This is a genomic window from Pantoea vagans (genome assembly GCF_004792415.1).
Taxonomy (GTDB): Bacteria; Pseudomonadota; Gammaproteobacteria; order Enterobacterales; family Enterobacteriaceae; genus Pantoea; species Pantoea vagans.
Window position 1 is genome coordinate 515,032 of record NZ_CP038853.1, and the last position, 22,625, is coordinate 537,656.

The 22,625-nt window shown below is 55.6% G+C and carries 18 protein-coding genes; 10 read left to right on the forward strand and 8 right to left on the reverse strand.

What is annotated here, in order from left to right; translation table 11 throughout:
• Window position 1: 1 nt before the first annotated feature.
• From EGO56_RS02555 to tldD, 4 genes are all read left to right on the forward strand, one after another.
• A complete protein-coding gene (locus EGO56_RS02555; protein ID WP_135907616.1) occupies window positions 2-595 on the forward strand; it encodes a Maf family protein in 594 nt (197 codons plus the stop codon).
• Entirely contained in the window at window positions 585-2,054 is a 1,470-nt protein-coding gene (rng, locus tag EGO56_RS02560; RefSeq protein ID WP_003855268.1) for a ribonuclease G, read from the forward strand. The genes EGO56_RS02555 and rng overlap by 11 nt, the downstream gene beginning before the upstream one ends.
• 132 nt (window positions 2,055-2,186) lie before the next feature.
• Window positions 2,187-6,017: an AsmA2 domain-containing protein YhdP gene (gene yhdP, locus EGO56_RS02565; RefSeq protein WP_135907617.1), complete on the forward strand. Its 3,831-nt coding sequence runs from the start codon at window positions 2,187-2,189 to the stop codon at window positions 6,015-6,017.
• A 64-nt stretch (window positions 6,018-6,081) separates the two neighbouring features.
• On the forward strand, window positions 6,082-7,527 hold the full coding sequence (gene tldD, locus EGO56_RS02570; protein WP_033784121.1) for a metalloprotease TldD: 1,446 nt from the start codon (window positions 6,082-6,084) through the stop codon (window positions 7,525-7,527).
• A 33-nt stretch (window positions 7,528-7,560) separates the two neighbouring features.
• Here tldD and aaeR read toward each other — a convergent pair whose 3' ends face one another.
• Complete coding sequence (gene aaeR, locus EGO56_RS02575) at window positions 7,561-8,478, reverse strand: HTH-type transcriptional activator AaeR (protein WP_135907618.1); 918 nt, start codon at window positions 8,476-8,478, stop codon at window positions 7,561-7,563.
• 232 nt (window positions 8,479-8,710) lie between these two features.
• On the opposite strand from aaeR, the gene aaeX reads away from it, so the two are divergent.
• The 5 genes from aaeX to EGO56_RS02600 all read left to right on the forward strand — a co-directional run bounded on the left by aaeX (window position 8,711) and on the right by EGO56_RS02600 (window position 13,706).
• On the forward strand, window positions 8,711-8,914 hold the full coding sequence (gene aaeX / locus EGO56_RS02580; RefSeq protein WP_003855277.1) for a p-hydroxybenzoic acid efflux pump operon protein AaeX: 204 nt from the start codon (window positions 8,711-8,713) through the stop codon (window positions 8,912-8,914).
• Between the two features lie 7 nt (window positions 8,915-8,921).
• Window positions 8,922-9,854 (forward strand): p-hydroxybenzoic acid efflux pump subunit AaeA, encoded by a 933-nt coding sequence (gene aaeA / locus EGO56_RS02585; RefSeq protein WP_135907619.1) that lies wholly within the window; start codon window positions 8,922-8,924, stop codon window positions 9,852-9,854.
• 9 nt (window positions 9,855-9,863) lie between these two features.
• Window positions 9,864-11,816, forward strand: coding sequence for a p-hydroxybenzoic acid efflux pump subunit AaeB (gene aaeB, locus EGO56_RS02590; RefSeq protein ID WP_107319090.1), 1,953 nt, complete (start codon window positions 9,864-9,866; stop codon window positions 11,814-11,816).
• Between the two features lie 113 nt (window positions 11,817-11,929).
• Window positions 11,930-13,381: an NAD-dependent succinate-semialdehyde dehydrogenase gene (locus EGO56_RS02595; RefSeq protein WP_135907620.1), complete on the forward strand. Its 1,452-nt coding sequence runs from the start codon at window positions 11,930-11,932 to the stop codon at window positions 13,379-13,381.
• 55 nt (window positions 13,382-13,436) lie between these two features.
• Window positions 13,437-13,706: a barstar family protein gene (locus EGO56_RS02600; protein ID WP_013359196.1), complete on the forward strand. Its 270-nt coding sequence runs from the start codon at window positions 13,437-13,439 to the stop codon at window positions 13,704-13,706.
• A 65-nt stretch (window positions 13,707-13,771) separates the two neighbouring features.
• Here EGO56_RS02600 and yhcN (EGO56_RS02605) read toward each other — a convergent pair whose 3' ends face one another.
• From yhcN (EGO56_RS02605) to argR, 4 genes are all read right to left on the reverse strand, one after another.
• The gene (gene yhcN, locus EGO56_RS02605) at window positions 13,772-14,035 is read right to left on the reverse strand and encodes a peroxide/acid stress response protein YhcN (RefSeq protein ID WP_013359195.1); all 264 of its coding nucleotides are present in this window, start codon (window positions 14,033-14,035) and stop codon (window positions 13,772-13,774) included.
• 93 nt (window positions 14,036-14,128) lie between these two features.
• Window positions 14,129-14,395 (reverse strand): YdgH/BhsA/McbA-like domain containing protein, encoded by a 267-nt coding sequence (locus EGO56_RS02610; protein ID WP_013359194.1) that lies wholly within the window; start codon window positions 14,393-14,395, stop codon window positions 14,129-14,131.
• An 83-nt stretch (window positions 14,396-14,478) separates the two neighbouring features.
• Window positions 14,479-14,742 (reverse strand): peroxide/acid stress response protein YhcN, encoded by a 264-nt coding sequence (gene yhcN, locus EGO56_RS02615; protein WP_098052264.1) that lies wholly within the window; start codon window positions 14,740-14,742, stop codon window positions 14,479-14,481.
• A gap of 474 nt (window positions 14,743-15,216) precedes the next feature.
• The gene (argR, locus tag EGO56_RS02620; protein WP_013359192.1) at window positions 15,217-15,687 is read right to left on the reverse strand and encodes a transcriptional regulator ArgR; all 471 of its coding nucleotides are present in this window, start codon (window positions 15,685-15,687) and stop codon (window positions 15,217-15,219) included.
• Between the two features lie 440 nt (window positions 15,688-16,127).
• Between argR and mdh the strand changes: the two genes are divergently transcribed.
• A complete protein-coding gene (gene mdh, locus EGO56_RS02625) occupies window positions 16,128-17,066 on the forward strand; it encodes a malate dehydrogenase (protein ID WP_135907621.1) in 939 nt (312 codons plus the stop codon).
• Window positions 17,067-17,115: 49 nt separating this feature from the next.
• On the opposite strand, the gene mscM is transcribed toward mdh, so the two are convergent.
• The 3 genes from mscM to rsgA form a co-directional block, all read right to left on the reverse strand.
• Window positions 17,116-20,445, reverse strand: a complete 3,330-nt coding sequence (gene mscM / locus EGO56_RS02630) for a miniconductance mechanosensitive channel MscM (RefSeq protein WP_135907622.1) — start codon at window positions 20,443-20,445, stop codon at window positions 17,116-17,118.
• Between the two features lie 14 nt (window positions 20,446-20,459).
• Window positions 20,460-21,359: an archaetidylserine decarboxylase gene (gene asd, locus EGO56_RS02635; protein WP_013359189.1), complete on the reverse strand. Its 900-nt coding sequence runs from the start codon at window positions 21,357-21,359 to the stop codon at window positions 20,460-20,462.
• Between the two features lie 171 nt (window positions 21,360-21,530).
• Window positions 21,531-22,580 (reverse strand): small ribosomal subunit biogenesis GTPase RsgA, encoded by a 1,050-nt coding sequence (gene rsgA, locus EGO56_RS02640; RefSeq protein ID WP_135907623.1) that lies wholly within the window; start codon window positions 22,578-22,580, stop codon window positions 21,531-21,533.
• Window positions 22,581-22,625 lie beyond the last annotated feature (45 nt).

Sequence of the window (22,625 nt, forward strand, 5' to 3'; positions counted from 1 at the left end):
TATGGTAACCCTCTATCTTGCTTCCGGTTCACCGCGTCGTCGTGAGCTGTTAACTCAACTTGGCCTGACATTTGAGCGCATCGTGACTGACGTTGAAGAACAGCGTCAGCCGAATGAAGCGGCGGAGAGCTATGTCCGCCGGCTGGCTAATGACAAAGCGCAGGCGGGCGTAAAACTGGCCGCGCAGGATCTGCCGGTGCTGGGCGCAGATACGATTGTCGTGCTGAATGGTGATGTGCTGGAAAAACCGCGCGATGCCGCCGATGCCCACGCGATGCTGCGTAAACTCTCTGGCCATACGCATCAGGTCATGACGGCAGTGGCGCTGGCCGACAGCCAGCAGGCGCTGGATTGCATCGTGACGACTGATGTGACATTCCGCACCTTAACGGAGAGCGACATCGACGACTATATCGCGACCGGTGAGCCAATGGATAAAGCGGGTGCATACGGCATTCAGGGCAGGGGAGGAAACTTTGTCCGCAAAATTAATGGAAGTTACCATGCAGTGGTCGGATTACCGTTGGTTGAGACAGCGGAGCTGCTCAGCCATTTCCAGTCACTGCGTGCCGTAAGGGGTCATCATGACGGCTGAATTACTGGTTAACGTCACGCCTTCTGAAACACGCGTTGCCTACATTGATGGCGGCATCCTTCAGGAAATCCATATTGAGCGTGAAGCGCGTCGTGGCATTGTTGGCAATATTTATAAAGGACGGGTAAGCCGTGTTCTGCCCGGCATGCAGGCCGCTTTTGTTGATATCGGCCTAGAAAAAGCCGCCTTTCTGCACGCGTCTGACATCATGCCGCATACGGAATGTGTGGCGGGCGACGAAAAGAAAAATTTCATCGTGCGCGATATCGCCGAGCTGGTGCGTCAGGGACAGGATCTGGTGGTTCAGGTAGTTAAAGACCCGCTTGGCACCAAAGGCGCCCGGCTTACCACGGACATTACCCTGCCTTCGCGTTACCTGGTCTTTATGCCTGGCGCATCGCACGTCGGTGTCTCTCAGCGCATCGAGAGTGAGAAAGAGCGCGATCGGCTTAAGGCGGTGGTGGCGGATTACTGCGATGACCTCGGTGGCTTTATCATTCGCACCGCCGCAGAGGGGATCGGCGAAGAGGAGCTGGCGCAGGACGCGGCTTTTCTCAAACGTCTCTGGACCAAAGTCAGCGAGCGTAAAAAGCGCAACCAGACCCGCTGTCTGCTCTATGGCGAGCTGGCCCTGGCGCAGCGTATCCTGCGTGATTTTGCGGGCGCGGCGCTGGATCGCATTCGGGTCGACTCGCGTCTGACCTGCGACATGCTGGTGGAATTTACCGGCGAATATATCCCGGAGATGGCCGGTAAACTGGAGCTCTACAACGGTAAACAGCCTATTTTTGACCTGTTTGACGTTGAAAATGAGATTCAGCGCTCGCTGGATCGCAAAGTTGAACTAAAGTCAGGCGGATATCTGATCATCGATCAGACCGAGGCGATGACGACTATCGATATTAATACCGGTGCATTTGTTGGGCATCGCAATCTCGATGAGACGATATTCAACACCAATGTTGAAGCCACTCAGGCGATCGCGCGTCAGCTGCGGCTGCGTAATCTGGGCGGTATCATCATTATCGACTTCATCGACATGAGCAATGAAGACCATCGACGCCGGGTACTGCATTCACTGGAAAGCGCGCTCAGTAAAGATCGGGTCAAAACCGGGATTAATGGTTTCTCGGCGCTGGGTCTGGTGGAGATGACGCGTAAGCGTACCCGTGAAAGCATTGAGCATGTCCTGTGCCAGGATTGCCCGGTCTGCAAAGGGCGCGGCACGCTGAAAACGGTTGAAACGGTCTGCTATGAAATCATGCGTGAGATTGTGCGGGTTCACCACGCTTATGATTCTGACCGTTTCCTGGTCTATGTTTCACCGACAGTCGGTGAGGCCCTAAAAACCGACGAGTCTCATGCGCTGGCTGAAGTTGAAATCTTTGTGGGTAAGCAGGTGAAAGTTCATGTTGAAGCGCTCTACACTCAGGAGCAGTTCGACGTGGTAATGATGTAACGTCAGCCCGTAATCGGTCTGAATAAACGCCCTTGTTTGGGATAAAATGCGCATCTTTAACGCTTTTATCCGAAGACGGTCGGGTATGAGAACCAACTATCCGTCGTTTACGGAACACAAGGAGAGGCGTGAGTGAGGCAGTTGCCGAGGATTTTGTTACTGCTGGTCGCGACAATCATCGTGATTGTCGCGCTGCTGGTCAGCGGATTGCGTCTGGTGATGCCGCATCTCGACAGCTATCGCAACAACCTTCTGCAATTCATCTCCGACAAAACGGATGTGCCGGTTAACGCCAGCCAGTTACAGGGTAAATGGGAGAATTTCGGCCCAACCCTGCAGGTTCGTGACCTCAGCGTCGATCTGCATGAAAACGGCAAACTCACGATTAAACGTATCAATCTGGCGCTCGACGTCTGGCAGTCTCTGCTGCACTGGCGCTGGCAGTTCCGCGATCTGACCTTCTGGCAGCTGCACCTCGACACGAATCGCCCCTTACTCGACAACGACAAAGAGAAAAACAGCTTCCGTCCGGCGCAGATTAACGAGCTCTTCCTGCGTCAGTTTGACCACTTTGACCTGCGCGACAGCACCATTCGTTTCCGTACGCCGTCCGGCCAGCATGCTGAGCTGGCGATCCCCCGACTCACCTGGGTCAACGAAGATAACCGCCATCGCGCCGAAGGCGAAGTCAGTCTGTCGAGCTTTACCGGTCAGCACGGCGTGGTTCAGGTGCGGCTCGATCTTAACGACAGTAACGGTTTACTTAATGATGGCCGTATCTGGATGCAGGCCGATGACGTCGACATGCGTCCATGGCTGGGCCGCTGGGTGCGCGATAATACCCGGCTGGACAGCGCCCGCTTCAGCCTGGCGGCCTGGGTTAACCTGCGTGATGGCGACATCTATGCTGGCGATCTGCTGCTGCACAAGGGCGGCGCCAGCTGGCAGGGCGAAACCGGACGACACCGCATAGAAGTCGATGGGCTGACCGCGCATCTGTCACGCTTCCAGAATGGCTGGGTGGTCAATGTGCCGCAGACCCGGCTCAGCACCGACGGCGAGGCCTGGCCCGCAGGTCACTTCTCGCTGCTATGGCGTCCTGAAGACAAGCAGTTGCTGGGGCCGGATGGTCAGCAGGAGGTGCGGGTGCGCGCCACACAGCTGGTGCTGAGTCATATTGCGCCGATCGTACCGTTATTTGCGCCGCTCTCTCCGACGCTGTTTGAAAACTGGCAGACGCTGCAGCCACAGGGCACCATTGATGGCCTGGCGCTGGATATTCCATTACAGCAGCCTGAAAAAACCCGCTTACAGGTGAAGTGGCGTGATTTCAGCTGGCAGCACTGGAAACTGTTGCCGGGCATCAGTCACCTGAGTGGAGAAGCACGCGGCAGCCTGAGCCATGGTCAGGTCAGTGTGGATATGGGCGCGGCAACCGTCCCCTATGGCGACATGTTCCAGGCACCCTTAGAAATTAAGCGGGTGACCGGGGCACTGCGCTGGCTTAAAGATGAACATGGCCTGACGCTGGCGGGTGAAAACCTTGACCTCGACGCGCGCTCACTCCGGGCGCGCGGCGACTTCAGCTACCAGCAGAATAGCGGCGGCGAGCCTCGTCTGGATATTCTGGCGGGTATCCGGCTTACCGATGCGGGCGATGCCTGGCGCTACTTCCCGGTGCCGCTGATGGGTAACAGCCTGACGCACTATCTGAGTGGGGCGGTGAAGGGTGGCAGGGTGGACAACGCCACGCTGCTGTTTGCCGGTAACCCGGCGCTGTTCCCGTTCAAGCACAATGATGGCATGTTCCAGGTCTGGGTGCCGCTTCGCCAGGCGACCTATGCATTTCAGCCCAAATGGCCGGCGCTGAGCAATCTTGATGTCGACCTCAATTTCCTGAACGACGGTCTGTGGATGAAAGCGCCAGTGGCCAGACTGGGCGAAGTAGACGCTCGCAACGTCACGGCGGTGATCCCTGACTACCTGAAAGAAAAACTGATCATCGACGGGGATATCAGTGGTGAAGGCCAGCAGATCGCTGACTATTTCGATCAGACGCCGCTTAAGCCGTCACTGGGTGCCGCGCTGGAGCAGCTGGAAATTAAAGGCCGTGTCGGTGGCCATCTGAATCTGGACATTCCACTGGATGGAGAGCAGGTCCACGCCCGCGGCAATATCGATCTCAATAACAATTCGCTGTTTATCAAACCGTTAAAAACTACCATCGACAATCTTTCTGGCCGCTTCCGTTATGACAACGGCAATCTGGCCAGTGAGGATCTGCGGGCGAACTGGTTTGGGCAGCCGATGGGCGTCCGTTTCAGCACCCGGGAGAACCCGGATGACTTTGGCGTTAACGTCAAACTTCAGGGCGACTGGCAACCCGCGAAAATCAGCCAGGTTCCGGCAGCTGTCAGCAGGCAGCTCGGCGGGCATCTGCCGTGGCAGGGGGACGTCAATATTACGCTGCCGCATCATGGCGGGGCACGTTATGACGTGACGCTGAACGGTAATGCCAAAGAAGTAAGCAGTCACTTACCTGCACCACTCGATAAAAAAGCCGGTGAGGCGATGCCAGTTGCCATTCAGGCCAGCGGCGACCTGAACCATTTCGATCTCAGCGGCAGCGTCGATGCAAACCATCGGTTTAACAGCCGCTGGTTGCTGGAGCCGACGTTGCGCGTTGATCGTGGCATCTGGCTGAACGATGCACAGAAAACGCCTGCGCTACCCGACCATGAGGGCATGGTACTGAATCTGCCCGCGCTGGATGGTGAGGCCTGGGTAGCGATGATGGCTGCAGGCGGCTCTGCGGGAGCGGGTGTGTCGGGCGGCGGGAGCGACTTCCAGACCGGTGGCGTTACACTGCCGGGTAACATCACGCTGCGCAGTCCTGCGGTTACGCTGGCTGGACAGCAATGGCATGAGGTTGAGGCGACGCTGGCACAAAGTTCAGGTGGCCGAGGTCAGGTCAGCGTCAATGCGAAAGAGCTGCGCGGTGAACTGGCGATGGCCCCCAAAGCGCCATGGCAGGTGAACCTGGATTACCTCTACTACAATCCGCAATGGGAAAACGAGGCAGGCAAGGGCGGCAAAGCACCTTCTCAGCAAACCACAAACATTAACTTCAGTCAGTGGCCCGCCTTACAGCTGCGCTGTAACGAGTGCTGGGTACTGGGCCAGAAATATGGCCAGGTCTCCGCGATGCTGCAGCCTGAAGGAGATACGTTAGCGCTTACTAACGGAAAAGTGGATACCGGCAGCTCGCAGCTTAAAATTAACGGTGAGTGGGTTAATCGCCCGGACGATCAGCGCACCTCGCTGAAGGGCACGCTTAAGGGGCCGAATATTAATAATGCGACCAACTGGTTTGGCGTGAATACCCCGCTGCGCGATGCGCCTTTTGATATTGCTTACGACCTGCACTGGCGCTCTGCACCGTGGCAGCCCTCGGCAGAGACGCTGAGCGGTACCCTGAAGACCCACTTTGGCAAAGGCCAGATCGCGGATGTGAACACCGGCACGGCGGGAAAAATTCTGCGGCTGGTGAGCTTCGATGCGCTGCTGCGCAAGCTGCGCTTCGACTTCAGCGACACCTTTACCAACTCGTTCTATTTCGATTCGATTAACGGCACGGCCTGGATCGAAAACGGCGTCATGCGCACCGATAACCTGCTGGTGGATGGACTGGAAGCAGACATCGCCATGCAGGGTAATCTCGACCTGGTGAAACGTCAGATCGATATGGAAGCGGTGGTTGCGCCTGAGATCTCTGCCTCTGTCGGCGTAGCGACCGCCTTTGCCATTAATCCGGTGATTGGCGCGGCGGTATTTGCCGCCAGCAAAGTTCTGGGACCGCTGTGGAACAAGATATCGCTGCTGCGTTATCACATCAGTGGCCCGCTGGATAAACCGGAAATCAATGAAGTGCTGCGTAAACCGCGTGAAACAGACAACAAGTGAATTTGACGCCGTACCGGAATTACCGCAGGCTATGATTATCTGAGCACATAATGAGTGAGAAACGATGACTCTGAACCTGGTAAGTGAGCAGTTACTGACTGCTAACGGCATTAATCAGCAGGACCTATTTTCCCTGTTAGGGCAGCTTTCAGAACGTCGTCTGGATTATGCCGATCTCTATTTTCAGTCCAGCTTTCACGAATCCTGGGTGCTGGAAGACAAAATTATTAAAGATGGCTCATACCATATCGATCAGGGCGTCGGCGTGCGCGCGGTCAGCGGTGAGAAAACCGGCTTCGCCTATGCCGACCAGATTACGCTGAATGCGTTGCGTCTCTCCTCGGAAGCGGCTCGTAGCATTGTACGCGAACAGGGAAACGGCAAGGCCCATACGCTTTCTGCCGTGATGAACCGTTCGCTCTATTCGGCGGTCGATCCGCTGAGCAGCCTGACGCGTGAAGACAAAATTGCCCTGCTGCATCGCGTCGATAAAGTCGCCCGTGCGGCTGATCCGCGCGTGCAGGAAGTCAATGCCAGCCTGACCGGTGTTTACGAGCAGGTGCTGGTGGCGGCCACTGATGGCACGCTGGCGGCAGACGTTCGTCCGCTGGTTCGCCTCTCTATCAGCGTCCAGGTTGAAGATCAGGGCAAGCGTGAGCGCGGCGCAAGCGGCGGCGGGGCACGTACCGGCTATGCGTTCTTCCTTGAAGATGAAAATGGCGACGTGCGTGCTGATGCATGGGCGCGTGAAGCGGTGCGTATGGCGCTGGTTAACCTCTCCGCCGTGGCGGCACCTGCTGGCGCGTTGCCGGTAGTGCTGGGTGCAGGCTGGCCGGGTGTGCTGCTGCATGAGGCAGTCGGTCATGGTCTGGAAGGCGACTTCAACCGCCGTGGCACCTCGGTGTTCAGCGGTAAAATCGGTCAGCAGGTTGCCTCTGAACTCTGTACCGTGGTGGATGACGGCACCCTCGAAGGTCTGCGCGGCTCACTGGCGGTCGATGATGAAGGCGTTCCCGGTCAGTACAACATGCTGATTGAGAACGGTGTGCTGAAAGGCTACATGCAGGACAAGCTGAATGCGCGACTGATGGGCGTCAGCCCGACCGGTAACGGACGCCGTGAATCCTACGCGCATCTGCCAATGCCACGCATGACCAACACCTATATGCTGGCAGGCAAGTCATCGCCACAGGATATTATTGAGAGCGTTGAGTACGGCATCTATGCGCCGAACTTTGGTGGGGGTCAGGTGGATATCACCTCCGGCAAATTTGTCTTCTCCACCTCAGAGGCTTATCTGATTGAGAAAGGCAAAATCACCAAACCGGTCAAAGGCGCGACGCTGATTGGCTCCGGTATTGAAGCGATGCAGCAGATCTCGATGGTGGGTAATGACCTGGCGCTGGACAAAGGCGTCGGCGTTTGCGGTAAAGAGGGCCAGAGCCTGCCGGTCGGTGTCGGTCAGCCTACCCTGAAGCTGGATAAACTGACCATCGGCGGCACCGCCTGATGTGACCTCAACAACCCGCCGCCCGGCGGGTTGTTAGCTTTTACGGTGCTGCTGATACTGTTCAGCTACCTGTTCAAAATAGCCGGTCAGATAATCGATGCAGACCTGCACCTTCAGCGGCAGTTTATCCTTCTCGGTATAGAGCGCATACACCGGACGCGGATCGGACTGATAGTGCGGAAAAAGAATATCGATCTCGCCTGCGGTGATCTCATCAATCACCCACATCATCGGCACATAGGCGATGCCATTGCCCGACTTCAGCCAGCGAATCAGCGTCAGCGAATCGTTGGTCACGAAACGCCCCTGTGGCGCGAGGCGGGTGACTAAGCCTTCTGGCGCAATCAGCTCAAAATTGTTGTCGGGCCGTACGCTATATTCCAGCCAGGAAAAATTATCGATATCGCCCGGCTTCTCCGGCGTGCCATGCTGGGCCAGATAGCTTTTTGCGGCGCACACCACCATCGGCATCGCGCCAAGGCGACGCGAAAAGAGGCTGGAATCTTTTAATGCGCCTACCCGAATCACCAGATCCAGACCATCCGCAATCAAATCCGGGGCCGGAACGCCAGTAACCAGATTCACACTCAGCCCCGGATACTCCCGCAGCATATCGCTGGTCATACCGGCTAACACGTTCTGCGCCATGGTCGAGGAGCTGCCAATGCGCAACACGCCAATCGGCGTATTGTTAAACGCGTAGAGCTGTTCATGCACCTGCGTCGCTTCCGCCAGCATACGGCGGCAGCCCTGATAATAGATTTTACCCGCTTCGGTCAGCCCGATACTGCGGGTACTGCGATTCAGCAGCTTAACCTGCAATGCATCTTCCAGTTTCGCGACGATCTGGCTGATGGATGAGACGCTCAGATGGAGCTGACGCGCCGCCGCGGTAAACGAACCGAGTTCGACCACCCTGGCGAAGACAGACATACCTTTCAGTCGTTCCATTATTTACTCTGGCTTAAAAGTGATTTAGATCACATTCTGTAGAAAACTTATAGTCAGGCGCGTTATTATAAGCGCGCCGGGGTATTTCCCGGTGATTCTTCATTGCCTGATACCCTTCGATGATACGCTATTATTAAGCCAGCTGCGGTTCGGATAGCGCTGCCAGAGGGTTTTCCTGCGACATCTGAAAAGGCAACGAAGTATCCCGGCAAGGTCGAACTAAGGATTTGTGATGAGTGTGCTTCCGGTATTTGTCATGTTTGGGCTCTCTTTTCCGCCCGTTTTCATCGAATTGATTATTTCACTGATGCTGTTCTGGTTAGTGAAACGCGTGCTGACGCCGAGCGGTATCTACGATCTTGTCTGGCATCCGGCACTTTTTAATACAGCGCTTTACTGCTGTGTGTTTTACCTTGTCTCCCGTTTATTAGTCTGAGGTTGAAGTGAAAGCACTCATAAGAAAAATCGCGCGCTACGCGATCACGATTCTGCTGGTCATCATCGCAGTGATTATCATCTTCCGCGCCTGGGTGTTCTATACCGAATCACCCTGGACTCGTGATGCACGTTTTGCAGCTGACGTGGTGGCGATCTCGCCTGACGTCACTGGCCTGATTACTGAGGTTCCGGTACACGACAACCAGCTGGTGAAGAAGGGCGATACGCTGTTTGTGGTTGACCGCCCTCGCTATCAAAAGGCGCTCGATCAGGCACAGGCGGATGTTGAATATTACCAGGCCCTGGTGAGTGAGAAACGTCGCGAAGCCGGCCGCCGTAATCAGCTTGGTACCTCTGCAATGTCGCGCGAGGCGATTGAGCAATCTAACAACGATCTGCAAACCAGCGAGCATCAGCTGGCAAAATCGGTGGCGACGCGCGATCTGGCGAAGATCGATCTTGAGCGCACCACCGTGAAAGCGCCATCCGATGGCTGGGTCACCAACCTCAACGTCTATCAGGGCGAATTTATTACCCGTGGTTCTGTGGCGGTGGCGCTGGTTCAGCAGCACTCTTTCTATGTGCTGGCTTACCTTGAAGAGACAAAACTGCACGGCGTTGAGAAGGGCTTCCGCGCGGAAGTGACGCCACTTGGCAGCAACATTGTGCTGCGTGGCACCGTCGACAGCGTCGCGGCGGGCGTCACCAACAGCAGCAGCTCGGTCGATAGTAAAGGCATGGCAACGGTAGACTCCAATCTGGAGTGGGTCCGTCTGGCACAGCGTGTGCCGGTGCGCATCCGGCTTGATCAGCAGCCCGGCAATCGCTTCCCGGCGGGAACCACCGCGACCGTGGTGATTACCGGTCAGGCCGATCGTCAGCCTGAACAGGTTTCACCCATGATCCGACTGTTCAATCGCCTGCGTGAGTTTGGTTAAGAGGGCGATATGATCGAGTTCCTGCGTTTCCCGGTCAAGCTGACCTTCGCGCTGGTGTTAGCGTTGATGGTAGGGTTTCACTTTAACCTTGAAACACCACGCTGGGCAGTCATGACCGCCGGGATCGTGGCGGGCGGCACCGCGTTTGCAGCGGGTGGCGATCCCTATTCCGGCGCACTGCGCTATCGCGGCGTTTTACGTATTATCGGGACATTCATCGGCTGTATCGCTGCACTCACCATCATGATCGCCACCGTGCGTGCGCCGGTTGTGATGCTGCTGCTGTGCTGCATCTGGGCAGGGCTTTGCGTCTGGCTCTCTTCGCTGATTAAGGTAGAAAACTCCTATGCGCTGGGACTGGCGGGTTACACCGCGCTGATTATTGTGGTGACGGCTAACGCCAGCGGCGGTCTGACGCTGGTGCCGCAATATGCGGTTGAGCGCTGCAGTGAAATCGTACTCGGTATTCTGTGCGCCATTCTGGCCGACATGATCTTCTCGCCACGTTCGATTAAAAAAGTGATCGACGCAGAAGTTGATTCGCTGCTGGTGGCTCACTATCACCTGCTGCAACTCTGCGTCGCCCATGGTGATAAAGAAGAGGTCGATAAAGCCTGGAGCGCGCTGGTGCGGCGCACCACGGCGCTGAACAGCATGCGCAGCCAGCTGATGATGGAGTCGTCACGCTGGAAGAACAGCAACCGCCGTTTGCAGATGCTTAATACCCTGTCACTGACGCTGATAACGCAGGCTGCCGAAACCTTCCTCATTCAGAATTCCCGCCCGGACTATATTCCGCCCCAGTACCGGTTGATGGTTGAAAAACCGGCCTCGACGGTTGAAGAGGTGCATAAGCGGATGAAAGTAATGCGGCGGGTGATTGGCGCTACGGGCAAAACAACGCCGGTCACGCTGGCCAGTTGGGTAGGCAGCGCCACCGAATATCTGCTGCTGCTTAAAGGCATCAAAAGCAACAGCCGGATAACCTCGCTGGAAGAGGAGATTCTGCAGCGCGAAGTGGTGATTCAGGCGCGTTCGGCTGAAACACATCATGCGATGATTAACGGCATCCGCACCTTCGTTGCAACCGCGCTGGGTTCGCTGTTCTGGCTCTATACGGGCTGGACGTCGGGCAGTGGCTGTATGGTCATGCTGGCCGTTATTACCGCGCTGGCGATGCGTATGCCTAACCCTCTGATGATGGCCAAGGATTTTCTCTACGGCATGACGGTCGCGGTTCCACTCGGGGCGCTCTATTTTATGTATGTTCTGCCCGCGACGCAGCAGAGCGCACTACTGCTCTGCATCGCCATCGGCATACTGGGTTTTATCGGCGGCATCTTTATTCAGCGGCGTCAGCTCGGCACGCTGGGTGCGTTGATTGGTACGCTCAACGTGCTGGTTCTCGATAATCCGATGGAATTTCACATTAACGTTTTCCTCGATAATGTGCTCGGTCAGGTTATCGGCTGCTTTGTCGCGATGATGGTCATTCTGCTGATTCGGGATAAATCGAAGGCGCGCACCGGCCGCAAACTGCTGAACCGCTTTATGTATGCAGCGGTCTCGGCCATGACCACCAATCAGGCGCGTCGGCGCGAAAATCATCTGCCAGCGCTCTATCAGCAACTGTTTCTGCTGCTAAACCTGTTTCCAGGCGACATCAATAAATATCGCATCGCCCTGACGCTGATCATCGGTCATCAGCGGTTACGCGACGCGGAAGTGCCGGTCAACGCCGATCTCTCTGCGTATCACCGACAACTGCGTTACACCGCCGATCGGGTGATATCCGCCAGCAGCGACGACAAGCGCCGTTACTACTTTGAACGTCTGCTCAAAGAGCTGGATGTCTATCAGGAAAAACTGGTCCATTACGAGGCACCCGTCAGCGTAACGGAACCGGTCAAACGACTGGCGACGATGCTGGATAAATACCAGAACACGCTCATCCAAATCTGAATCTGGCCGCTGCGACCTGCAGCGGTCTGTGCAATCCCCATCCATCACAAAATCTGTCGCTTTTGCCAACTATACTCTCCAGACGGAAGAGCAAAACTGACAGGAGCGAATCAATGAAATCACTGCAAGAGAGCGAACTGTTCCGCACCGGCTATTTAGCCGACGGCCAATGGCATCAGGCGGCGTCCACCTTTGACGTGACCAATCCGGCAACCGGTGAGGTGATTGCGCAGGTAGCAAAAGCCGGTAAGGCGGAAACGGAACAGGCTATCGCCGCAGCGGAACGCGCCTTTCCCGCCTGGCGGGCGCAGACCGCAAAAGCACGTGCTGAAATTCTCACTCGCTGGTACCAGCTGATCATTGAGAACAAGCGCTGGCTGGGCGAGCTGATGACGACCGAACAGGGCAAACCCCTGAAGGAGGCGGAGGGAGAGGTTGAATACGCCGCCAGCTTTATTCAGTGGTTCGCCGAGCAGGCGAAAAGGGTGAACGGCGAGATCATTCCGCCGGCAAAAACCGGCTCCCGCATTCTGGCGACCCGCGAACCGATTGGCGTAGTGGCTGCCATTACGCCGTGGAATTTCCCGATGGCGATGCTGACCCGCAAACTGGGTCCGGCTCTGGCGGCAGGCTGCACCGGCATTATCAAACCCGCTAATAACACGCCACTCTCCGCCTTTGCCCTGCTGGCGCTGGCGAAGCAGGCGGGCGTGCCGGATGGTGTGCTGAACGCGGTGGCGGGTGATACCCATGCCATCAGCGATGCGATCATGGCCAGCAAAGCGGTGCGTAAAATCTCGTTCACCGGCTCCACCCAGGTAGGCAAGCTGCTGATGCGTAACGCTGCCGAAACCATGAAAAAAGTGTCGATGGAATTAGGCGGAAATGCCCCATATATCGTGTTCGACGATGCCGACATTAATGCCGCCGTACAGGGTGCCATTGCCAACAAATTCCGTAATGCGGGCCAAGTGTGCGTCAGTGTTAACCGCTTCTATATTCATAACGCTGTCTATGATGCGTTTACTCAGCAACTGGCTGCCGAAGTGAACAAGCTGAAGGTGGGCAACGGCATGGACGAAGGCGTGATTGTCGGACCATTGATTGAAGCGTCGGCGGTGGAAAAAGTTGAGCAGCACGTGAAAGACGCGGTAGCCAAAGGCGGCAAACTACTGGCAGGTGGTGAGCGCCATGCGCTGGGTGGCAACTTCTGGCAGCCTACGGTCATTACCGAGGCGCATGAAGGCATGCAGCTCGCGCAGGAGGAGACCTTTGGTCCGGTAGCCGCCTGTTTCCGCTTTGATGATGAAGATGATGTTATTCGCCGCGCCAATGATACGCCATTCGGCCTTGCCGCTTACTTTTATACCCAGAATCTGCAACGGGTGTTTCGCGTTTCAGCGGCGCTGGAGAGCGGCATGATCGGCATTAACGAATGTGCCGTTTCCACCGAGCTGGCGCCGTTTGGTGGAGTGAAAGAGTCGGGTCTGGGCCGCGAGGGTTCGGTACTCGGTATGGAAGAGTATCTGGAGGTCAAAGCGCTGCACCTGGGCGGTTTGAGCTAACGGTCACGAACGGGCGGCAGAGGTCGCCCGCAGACGGAGCATGGGAGCCGTCAGCATGAAAATCGAGCGTTTTGATTTTAATGAAATAGTCGACCAGTCCCATTTCTTTCGCCAGTTCAGCGAGCGATTTGCACTGGAGGAGCGCCGCATCTGTGATCTGGATGGATTGTGGGATGTCGTGACGGGCGATCTTTTACCGATGCCGCTGGAGATTGAGTTTGTCAATCTTGGCAGGGGCCAGCGACGGCGCTATGGCGCGCTGATTCTGTTATTTGATGAAGCGGAAGAGGAGCTGGAAGGCCGGTTGCACTTTAATGTCAGATAAAACGTCAGATGAAAAAAGGCCCCGGCGAGCGGGGCCAAAGGGTTCGTCATAGATCTGACGAGGAATTACTTATAAAGCTGTGCAGTGATGTGATAGCTATCACCGGTGCGCGCTTCAATGACTTTATAGGCGCTGGCACCCTGTTCATCCGCTTTCTGTGAAAGCTCAGCGCGGTAATCCATTGGGGATCCCCCGGTTCCACTGATGCTTACGGTGCCCGCAGGCTGCAGGTTCTGCGTCTGTTCGCTGGTGACCAGCTGTGCGGCTGATGCGCCGAACGCCATAACGGAAAGCAGACTGACTGTAGCGATGGTTGTTTTGATATTCATGATTATCTCCTCAATACATTCAACAACCTGCGGTTACTCGTAAGGGCCGGTCGTCGATATTTGTTATGCGCCTTCAGGCGTCATCACGGTTAATTATTTATAAAGCTCAGCGGTGACATGCCAGGTGTTGTCCTGGTTGTTTTCGATGATGCGATAATGGCTTGCGCCCTGTGCATCCGCTTTCTCTGACAGCACCTGACGGATATGCGTCTGGTCGCCGTTACGTCCACCAATGCTGATGGTCTGATTCATGGGCTGCAGACCCTGCGCCTGTTCATTCGATACCAGGCTGGCGGCGCTGGCACCCACTGAGAACAGGGACGCCAGACTAAGAGCAGCAATCGCTAATTTCATTTTCATTGTCAACTCTCCTGAAGATTTTGCTTCAGCTCTCCGGAGCGCAAAAAGGCGCGTCAGACAGAGAGCTGCTGGCATTATTGGGTTTAGTTATACAGCGCGGCGGTAGCGTGATAATTGCCGTTGTTGTAAGCCTCGATCACGCGATAGGCTTTTGCGCCCTGCTGATCCGCTTTGTCACTGAGCTTCTGTTTGATATCCATCGGTGAACCCGCGACGCCGCTGACACTGATGGTGCCGACAGCCTGCAGATCCTGTGCCTGTGCGGCATCGATAGATTCTGCTGCTACTGCACCAAATGACAGGGCAGAGAGAATGCTCAGGGTAGCGATGGTAGTTTTTACGTTCATAGATATTTCCTCGTCGTCTATTTTTATCTTTCTGGTTTGTGTGATTTGCATCACGAAAAGAAGTATAGAACTAATAACGAGAGAAATTAATACCCGGCTAATAATGTTTTTTTGTGATTCTTTATCCTTATGCCTACTTTTAATAACTTAACGTTATAAAAACAGCATAAAAAATAGCCTTTACGATGATTTTAATCAGAAAAACAGTGAGATAGATCACTTTAACGTTTAGTGCGAAACTATGAGGCGTATTGGACTGGAGTTTGATCTGGATCCGGGCAATGGTGCCGGATCAGTGATGTAAAGCAGTGTAAAATAGCGCAAAAGGTTAAGCAGAGTAAGCGATCTGACCAGGAGTCAGGCGTATTAAAACTGGCTTATTAGTATTAAACAGCGGGGCAGTGTGCCGCAAAACGATGGGCAGAGAAAACAAACTGACGACCCGGGGCGGGATAGCAGGCCGTCAGTCAGCGATCAGAGTTCCTGTTCAAACAGGTTAAGGATCGCGCTGTGCAGCTGCTTAACCGTAAAGTCGCGCGCACGGGTAATAAAGATTGTGTCATCGCCAGCGATCGTGCCAAGAATCCCATGCGCTTTGCCCAGTGAATCCAGCATACGTGCAATCAGCTGTGCTGCGCCCGGACTGGTATGAATCACCACCAGCGCATCGTTGTAGTCGATATCCAGTACCAGGTTTTTTAACGGGCTGGTAGTGGTCGGCACGCCCAGTTCAGCGGGCAGGCAATAGACCATTTCCATCCTGGCATTACGGGTGCGCACTGCGCCAAACTTGGTCAGCATTCGCGAGACTTTGGACTGATTGATATTTTCAAAGCCCTCATCCTGAAGCGCCTGAACAATTTCGCCCTGGGAACTGAATTTTTCTTCTTTTAATAAGGCTTTGAAAGCCTTGATCAGATCGTCTTGTTTCGATGGGTTTCGCATAGGTTACCAATAAATAGAGAGAATAACCGCGCATCCGCCCGCGGCAGAGTGGTGATTATGCATTTAAATGCATTTTTATGCAATCGGTCGATTGATGAGCAGAGTTCGGGCGGCTAGCGGGCGGCGATAATAGCAAATAAATCCGCTCAGACCAAAACCCCCGTCACAGCCCCGAAAGGCGAAGGTTGCAAAGTTGTTATATTATTGGTGGTGTAGTATCAGAAGTAGTAACAGAAAACGCACATAGCCGTTCTCTGTCTGACGACGGCAAAGTTGTCGGTCATTCAGGCGCAATGATAAGTAACTTTTGAATCCGGCGAGCAGGTGTGAAAACACGTAGAATTAACAGCGGATATTTATCATCGCCTGAGCAGTTGATTAAGGTCTGACACAGATAGAATTTCGGCCCATCTCTGCCCCACCTTAATAAGGAGTTAAGAATGAAAGTTGCCGTTCTCGGTGCCGCTGGCGGCATAGGCCAGGCGCTCGCACTTCTGCTCAAAACCCAGCTTCCCGCAGGTTCAGAACTCTCACTGTATGACATTGCGCCGGTTACGCCTGGCGTTGCCGTTGATCTCAGCCATATTCCTACTGCTGTCGCTATTGAAGGTTTTAGTGGAGAAGACGCCACGCCTGCCTTACAGGGTGCTGATGTGGTACTGATTTCTGCGGGCGTCGCACGTAAACCTGGTATGGATCGCGCTGACCTGTTTAATGTGAACGCAGGTATTGTTCGTAACCTGATTGAACAGGTTGCCACAACGGCCCCTAAAGCCTTGATTGGCGTTATTACCAATCCGGTCAATACCACCGTTGCCATTGCGGCAGAAGTGCTGAAAAAGCACGGCGTCTACGACAAAAATCGTCTGTTTGGCGTGACCACGCTGGACATTATTCGTGCTAACACCTTTGTGGCCGCGCTGAAAGGCAAGCAGCCTGACCAGGTTGAAGTCCCGGTGATTGGTGGCCACTCTGGCGTAACCATTCTGCCGCTGCTGTCACAGGTCAAAGGCGTCAGCTTCAGCGATCAGGAAGTGGCTGATTTAACTAAACGCATTCAGAACGCTGGCACAGAAGTAGTGGAAGCTAAAGCGGGTGGCGGATCGGCTACGTTGTCGATGGGCCAGGCGGCCGCGCGTTTTGGTTTGTCGCTGGTACGCGCGCTGAAGGGTGAGGCGAATGTTGTAGAGTGTGCTTACGTGGAAGGCGAGGGCGAATATGTCCGCTTCTTCTCTCAGCCGCTGCTGCTCGGTAAAAATGGCATTGCTGAACGCAGGCCAATTGGCACACTCAGCGCTTACGAACAGCAGGCGCTGTCAGGCATGCTCGATACGCTGAAGAAAGATATCGCTCAGGGTGAAGAGTTCGTTAAGCAGTAACAGACGGCTCAGACCTGAAATAACGCCCGGCTTTGCCGGGCGTTTTGCATTACAGGCCGCCAGATTTATAGGCGCGGGCTGCGGGCGCACCGTTGCTGGCAGGCAGCTTCTTGCCCAGCGTTTCCATGCGCATCTGAAACGGTGGGAACGGCATCTCGATACCGTGTTGCTCAAATCCGAGCAGAATCAGCTGGTGCAGCTCATGACGCAGCGGCATACGGTGTCCCATCTCTGCAGCATGTACCCTGATCTCAAACAACTGAATCCCCTGCTGCAGATCGACGAGGAACGCTTCCGGCGGTGGCGTATCAAGCACATAACTGCAGCGTTCGGCCGCCTGCACCAGAATGGTGGTTACCTGTTCACTGCTGACTTTGGCCGGGGCCGGAATGGTGAGCACCACCCGCGTCACGGAATCGGACAGCGACCAGTTAATGAACTGCTCGGTGATAAAGGCCTTGTTTGGTACGATGATCTCTTTGCGGTCCCAGTCGGTAATTGTGGTCGCACGCGTGTTGATCCGGGTAATACTGCCAGTCAGGTCGCGGATCGTCACGGTATCACCAATACGAATCGGCTTTTCGAACAGGATAATCAGGCCAGAGATAAAGTTGGCAAAAATCTCCTGCAAGCCAAACCCCAGTCCCACACCCAGCGCAGCAACCAGCCACTGCAGTTTCGACCATTCAATACCAATCATCGAGAAACCAATCAGCCCGCCAATCAGCAGCAGCAGATATTTGGTCAGTGTAGTAATGGCGTAACCGGTACCCGGCGTCAGATTAAGATGCTGCAACAGTGCCAGCTCAAGCAGCGCGGGCATATTGCGCACCAGCTGAGTGGTAATGATAAACACCAGAATAGCAATCAGCACTGAACCCAGGGTGATTGGCTGAATTGACTCCACGCCCTGTACGGACGTACTGACATCCCACAGCTGAATATTCTCCAGGAAGCCAAAGGCCGAGTGAATTTCTGACCACAGCACGATCACCGAGACGAGGGCAATCAGCGTCAGGATAGAACGCACCAGCCGCAGCGACTGCGCACTGATTGCATCCAGATCAATCACCGGCTCTTCGATTTCAATCGCGTCGGTATTCAGCGCGCTTTGCTCTTTCTCTTCTTCACTGCGCGCCCGGTTAGCCAGCATATCGGCACGGCGCTGACGGGCGCGGTCAAAACCAAGACGGCGACGCTGAATCAGCATCCAGCGCCGGATAATGTGGTAGATAACCAGCAGCAGGAACCAGATGGCGACGGAGGTTTCCAGTCGCGCCAGCAGCGCCTGCGCGGTCGCCAGATACCCCACGGCGGAGGCGAAGGCAGCCATCAGCGGCATGGCGATCATCAGGTTCCACAGCATCCGGTTCACGATGTTCTCGCCATTTCCCTCTTTATCGAGATAGAGCGGAATACCGGACCGCTTCAGGCTGACGGTAACAATGCTGATTGCTCCGCAGATCAGGATGAAACAGAGGCGACCCAGCGAGGAGGAGAACTGCCGATCTTCCAGATTGCCAAAGGCGATCAGCAGCATAATCAGCGGCACAATCAGCCCAATGCTCAGCGAGTAGTAGCGCATGGCGCGCGCTACCCGGTTCTGCGGCCAGCGGAAATGCACAATGAACAGGCCATTCGGACGGGCAAAAGCGGCGCTGATCATAAATGCCCACAGCAGCGGCAGCGTGGCGGTAATGCCATCGCCAATCGCCACGGCGATAGGGTAGGGCCAGGCGTTCTGCAGCCCATAACCCAGTGCACCCCACAATACCGGCAGCGGCAGCGCCACCAGAATCGACCAGAACACGGTGCGGATGGTCAGACGGAAACGATCCTGGGTGACCTTGCCGACTTTACTGGCAGAACGTTCAAGAAAGGCATTGAAGTGGCGGCGCGAGCTGATGCTGAAACCGACCAGCAGCAGGGCGCCAATAATTGGCAGCACCGAGTTGCGGCTGGTAAACATCATCGCCATCGCTTTGCCGAGCTGACCCAGCGTATCCAGCGACAGCAGGCGGGAAAGGTCTTTAGCCAGATCCAGCGGATAACTCAGACCGATTGGACTGACGTCAGCGGTCCAGAACAGATAGCGGTGCGTCGCGTCTTTGACTTCCGTCAGCGCATCCTGCAGCTGGGTATTGCCGACCTTGAGCTTGGTGATCTCCAGAATCAGGGTGTCACAGCCGGAGATCAGGGAGTTGAGCAGTTCACGCTGGGTGCGTAGCTGCGCATCAAGAATACGCTTCTGTTCTGCGGTGAAGGGCTGACCATCGGCCTGCCGTCCTTTGCGCAGCGTCTCCTGACGCTCCAGCAGATCTTCATAATAGAGACGCTGCACGCGAAGCTGTGCCATCTCATTATCAATCTGCTGGGACTTAGGCATCTCTGGCAGACGTGCGACCTGCGCCCGAAGCGCTTCGCCCAGCAGATTAGAGGCGCCCAGCCACTGTGACTGTTCTCTCAACGTAGAGAGCGCCTGACGGACCTGAATAATCTGGTTGGTGGCCAGCCGCTGCTGCGACGCCACCAGATCCATACGCTGCGCCTGCTGATTCAGCGCAACCGAGAGTTCGCGGTTAACCCGAAACTGATCGCTGATTGCTGGTGGCAGATCGCCGCTGTTTTCCGCCAGTTGCTCGGTGCGGGCGAGAGCGACTTCCGCTTCACGTTGCCGCTGATCGTTGAGCTGGTTGCGCAGCGCCTGCAGATAGTTATCGAGCTGCGTCGCCTTACGCTGATGGGCTTCCGCCCGCATACGCGCCAGCTCCTGACGGTTGTTGGCGGAGAGCTGGGCCAGCTCAAGTTCATCGACCAGCGCTTTATTAGCGGCGCTTTCCGCCTGACGCGCCGCCAGTTGCAGCTGGCCCTGCGGTGAACTGGTACTGACGCCCTGCAGCCGGCGTTCACTCTCCGTCATCGCCCGGCGTGCTTCGGTCTGTTGCTGCGGGAGTTGCGACAACGAATCGCTGATTTCCCGCGCCCGATCCTGCTCCTGGCGAGCCTGACGACCCTCTTCCAGCAGCTGGCTGCTGACCTGCAGAATCTCCTGATCCAGCTCGGCGCTACTCATGTTGCTGCGTACGGTTTTTCCGCTGTCGCTCAGCGCGGCGATCTGCTGACGCAGTTCGCGCGCCAGACGCGGAAAGTCATCAATCACCTGCTGATATTGCGTCGCGCGCTCCAGCGAGTCATCGCGTTCAGAGAGGAAGTTTAAGGCAGCTTCAATCGTCTGGATCTGTTCCGCCTGGGATGGAGAACTTTTGGCCGATTTTATCTCTTCCAGCTGCTGTTTGAGCTGGCTGGCGTCAGGAAGGCTGGCCGCGAAGGCCGGGCTGCTGAGCCACAGGCTCAGCAGCAGGAGGAGAATCGAACGCACAGAGGACACTCAATTTAGTCGACGATGACGTCGGAAATGTCTGTCGCCACAGGCAGCGCGATCGCCAGCGGTTGGCCCAGACGGGTTTTGCTTTCTGCTTCCAGACTTTCAGCCAGTTTGACGCGGCCAGGTGCGAACAGGTTGATGACGGTAGAGCCAAGTTTAAAGCGGCCCATTTCCTGTCCTTTCAGCAGTACTACCGCGCCTTCATCATCCGCTGCCGGATAGTGCCAGCGTTTGATCACACCTTCACGCGGTGGCGTGATGGTGCCCGCCCAGACCGTTTCAATGCTGCCGACAATCGTCGCACCCACCAGAATCTGCACCATCGGTCCGATATCCGTTTCGAAATAGCAGATGACGCGCTCGTTACGGGCAAACAGGTTGGGAATATTACGTGCGGTCAGCGGGTTGACTGAATAGAGATCGCCAGGCACATAAATCATCTCACGCAGGATACCGTTGCACGGCATGTGGACGCGGTGATAATCGCGTGGAGCCAGATAGGTGGTGACGAACTCACCCTCCACAAACTGAGCGGCCATCCGCTCATCACCCGCCAGCAGAGCATCGATGGTGTAGTGATGACCTTTAGCCTGGAAAATCTGATCGCCATGAATATGTCCAAGCTGGCTGATAGCACCATCTGCGGGCAGGGCGATCAGGCTGGCGTCTGCATCCACCGGACGCGCATCGTCTTTCAGCGGACGAACGAAAAAGTCATTAAACGTGCGATAGCTGGCGGTATCGGGCTTGCGCGCCTCCGCCATGTCGACTTTGTAAAACCAGACAAAGATGTCAATGACCAGTTTGGTCAACCAACCACCGCGGCGACTGGCGCCCCAACCGGCAAGTTCAGTCAGCCATTTCTTCGGGAGAATATGATTCAAGCCGAGTTTTAAACGATCAAACACCTTAGCCTCCTGGCTATTTCAGGACATGGTAAAAAAGGGGGCGGATTGTAGCAGTGCCCCGTTCAGATGGCGACTATACCTGATTTCTGGCACGCTGCACGGTCCGGACGCCTGATCGGAATCCACCTCGCAAAATGCAGCGGCTTATTTGCTCAGACGCGGTTATACCGATTAACTTTCACCATCAGGGAAATTTTTACGCGTTTTTACCTGCGCCATGCTCTCCAGAATACGGTGGTAGTTATCGAAACGGGACCGGTTGATTTTTCCCTGTTCGACCGCTTCACGAATCGCACAGCCGGGATCGCTGCCATGTTTGCAGTCACGGAATTTGCAATAGCCCAGGAAGGGGCGGAATTCGACAAAGCCACGCGTAACCTGTTCCGGCTCCAGATGCCACAAACCAAACTCACGCACGCCGGGAGAATCGATCACATCGCCGCCATGCGGGAAGTGATACAGGCGGGATGCGGTGGTGGTGTGCTGGCCCAGGCCTGAGCCATCTGATACTTCGTTGGTCAGAATCGCGACCTGCTCATCTTTGTCGAAGCCGAGCAGGGCATTCAGCAGGCTCGACTTACCGACGCCAGACTGACCGGCAAAGATACTCACGCGGTCGGTTAAGGCCGCTTCCAGATCGTCCAGACCGTTTTTCGCCCGGCTGGAGACCATCACCACGCGATAGCCAATATCGCGATAGATATCCATCTGCTGATCAACAAAGGCGCGCGCCTCGTCATCCAGCAGATCGGTTTTGTTCAGGACCAGTAAGGGTTCGATGTCCAGCGTTTCACTGGCCACCAGATAGCGATCGATGATGTTCAGCGACAGTTCCGGCAGGATCGCAGAGACGATGATGATCTGATCGATATTCGCCGCCATCGGCTTCACGCCGTCGTAAAAATCGGGGCGGGTTAATACGCTGGTGCGTTCATGCACCGCTTCAACAATGCCTTTGCCGCCGCTGGTGGCCGGACGCCACAGCACCCGGTCGCCCGTAACCAGTGAACGGATAGTACGGCGGATATTGCAGCGGTGGGCGACGCCTGCGCTATCCTCAACATCAGCATGCATGCCAAAACGGCTCACAACGACCCCATCTGCAGCTTCACCAAACAGGTTGTCATCCGCTTCCGGACGCTCTCTGCGCTGGTTGAGACGGCGATCGTGGTTAGCGCTTACGCGACGTTGTTGGCCCTTCGACAGTTTATTTTTACTCACTCACCCTCACAGCGTTAGCCAGATTTCGCCCGGCTGGGCAAAACG

Excerpts from the sequence above, each read along its gene's own strand:
- EGO56_RS02610 (WP_013359194.1), bottom strand. The coding sequence starts at position 14,395 with ATGAAAATGAAATTAGCGATTGCTGCTCTTAGTCTGGCGTCCCTGTTC.
- aaeR (WP_135907618.1), bottom strand. The coding sequence starts at position 8,478 with ATGGAACGACTGAAAGGTATGTCTGTCTTCGCCAGGGTGGTCGAACTC.
- aaeX (WP_003855277.1), top strand. The coding sequence starts at position 8,711 with ATGAGTGTGCTTCCGGTATTTGTCATGTTTGGGCTCTCTTTTCCGCCC.
- EGO56_RS02595 (WP_135907620.1), top strand. The coding sequence starts at position 11,930 with ATGAAATCACTGCAAGAGAGCGAACTGTTCCGCACCGGCTATTTAGCC.
- tldD (WP_033784121.1), top strand. The coding sequence starts at position 6,082 with ATGACTCTGAACCTGGTAAGTGAGCAGTTACTGACTGCTAACGGCATT.
- EGO56_RS02555 (WP_135907616.1), top strand. The coding sequence starts at position 2 with ATGGTAACCCTCTATCTTGCTTCCGGTTCACCGCGTCGTCGTGAGCTG.
- rng (WP_003855268.1), top strand. The coding sequence starts at position 585 with ATGACGGCTGAATTACTGGTTAACGTCACGCCTTCTGAAACACGCGTT.
- mdh (WP_135907621.1), top strand. The coding sequence starts at position 16,128 with ATGAAAGTTGCCGTTCTCGGTGCCGCTGGCGGCATAGGCCAGGCGCTC.
- yhcN (WP_098052264.1), bottom strand. The coding sequence starts at position 14,742 with ATGAACGTAAAAACTACCATCGCTACCCTGAGCATTCTCTCTGCCCTG.
- argR (WP_013359192.1), bottom strand. The coding sequence starts at position 15,687 with ATGCGAAACCCATCGAAACAAGACGATCTGATCAAGGCTTTCAAAGCC.
- aaeB (WP_107319090.1), top strand. The coding sequence starts at position 9,864 with ATGATCGAGTTCCTGCGTTTCCCGGTCAAGCTGACCTTCGCGCTGGTG.
- EGO56_RS02600 (WP_013359196.1), top strand. The coding sequence starts at position 13,437 with ATGAAAATCGAGCGTTTTGATTTTAATGAAATAGTCGACCAGTCCCAT.
- yhcN (WP_013359195.1), bottom strand. The coding sequence starts at position 14,035 with ATGAATATCAAAACAACCATCGCTACAGTCAGTCTGCTTTCCGTTATG.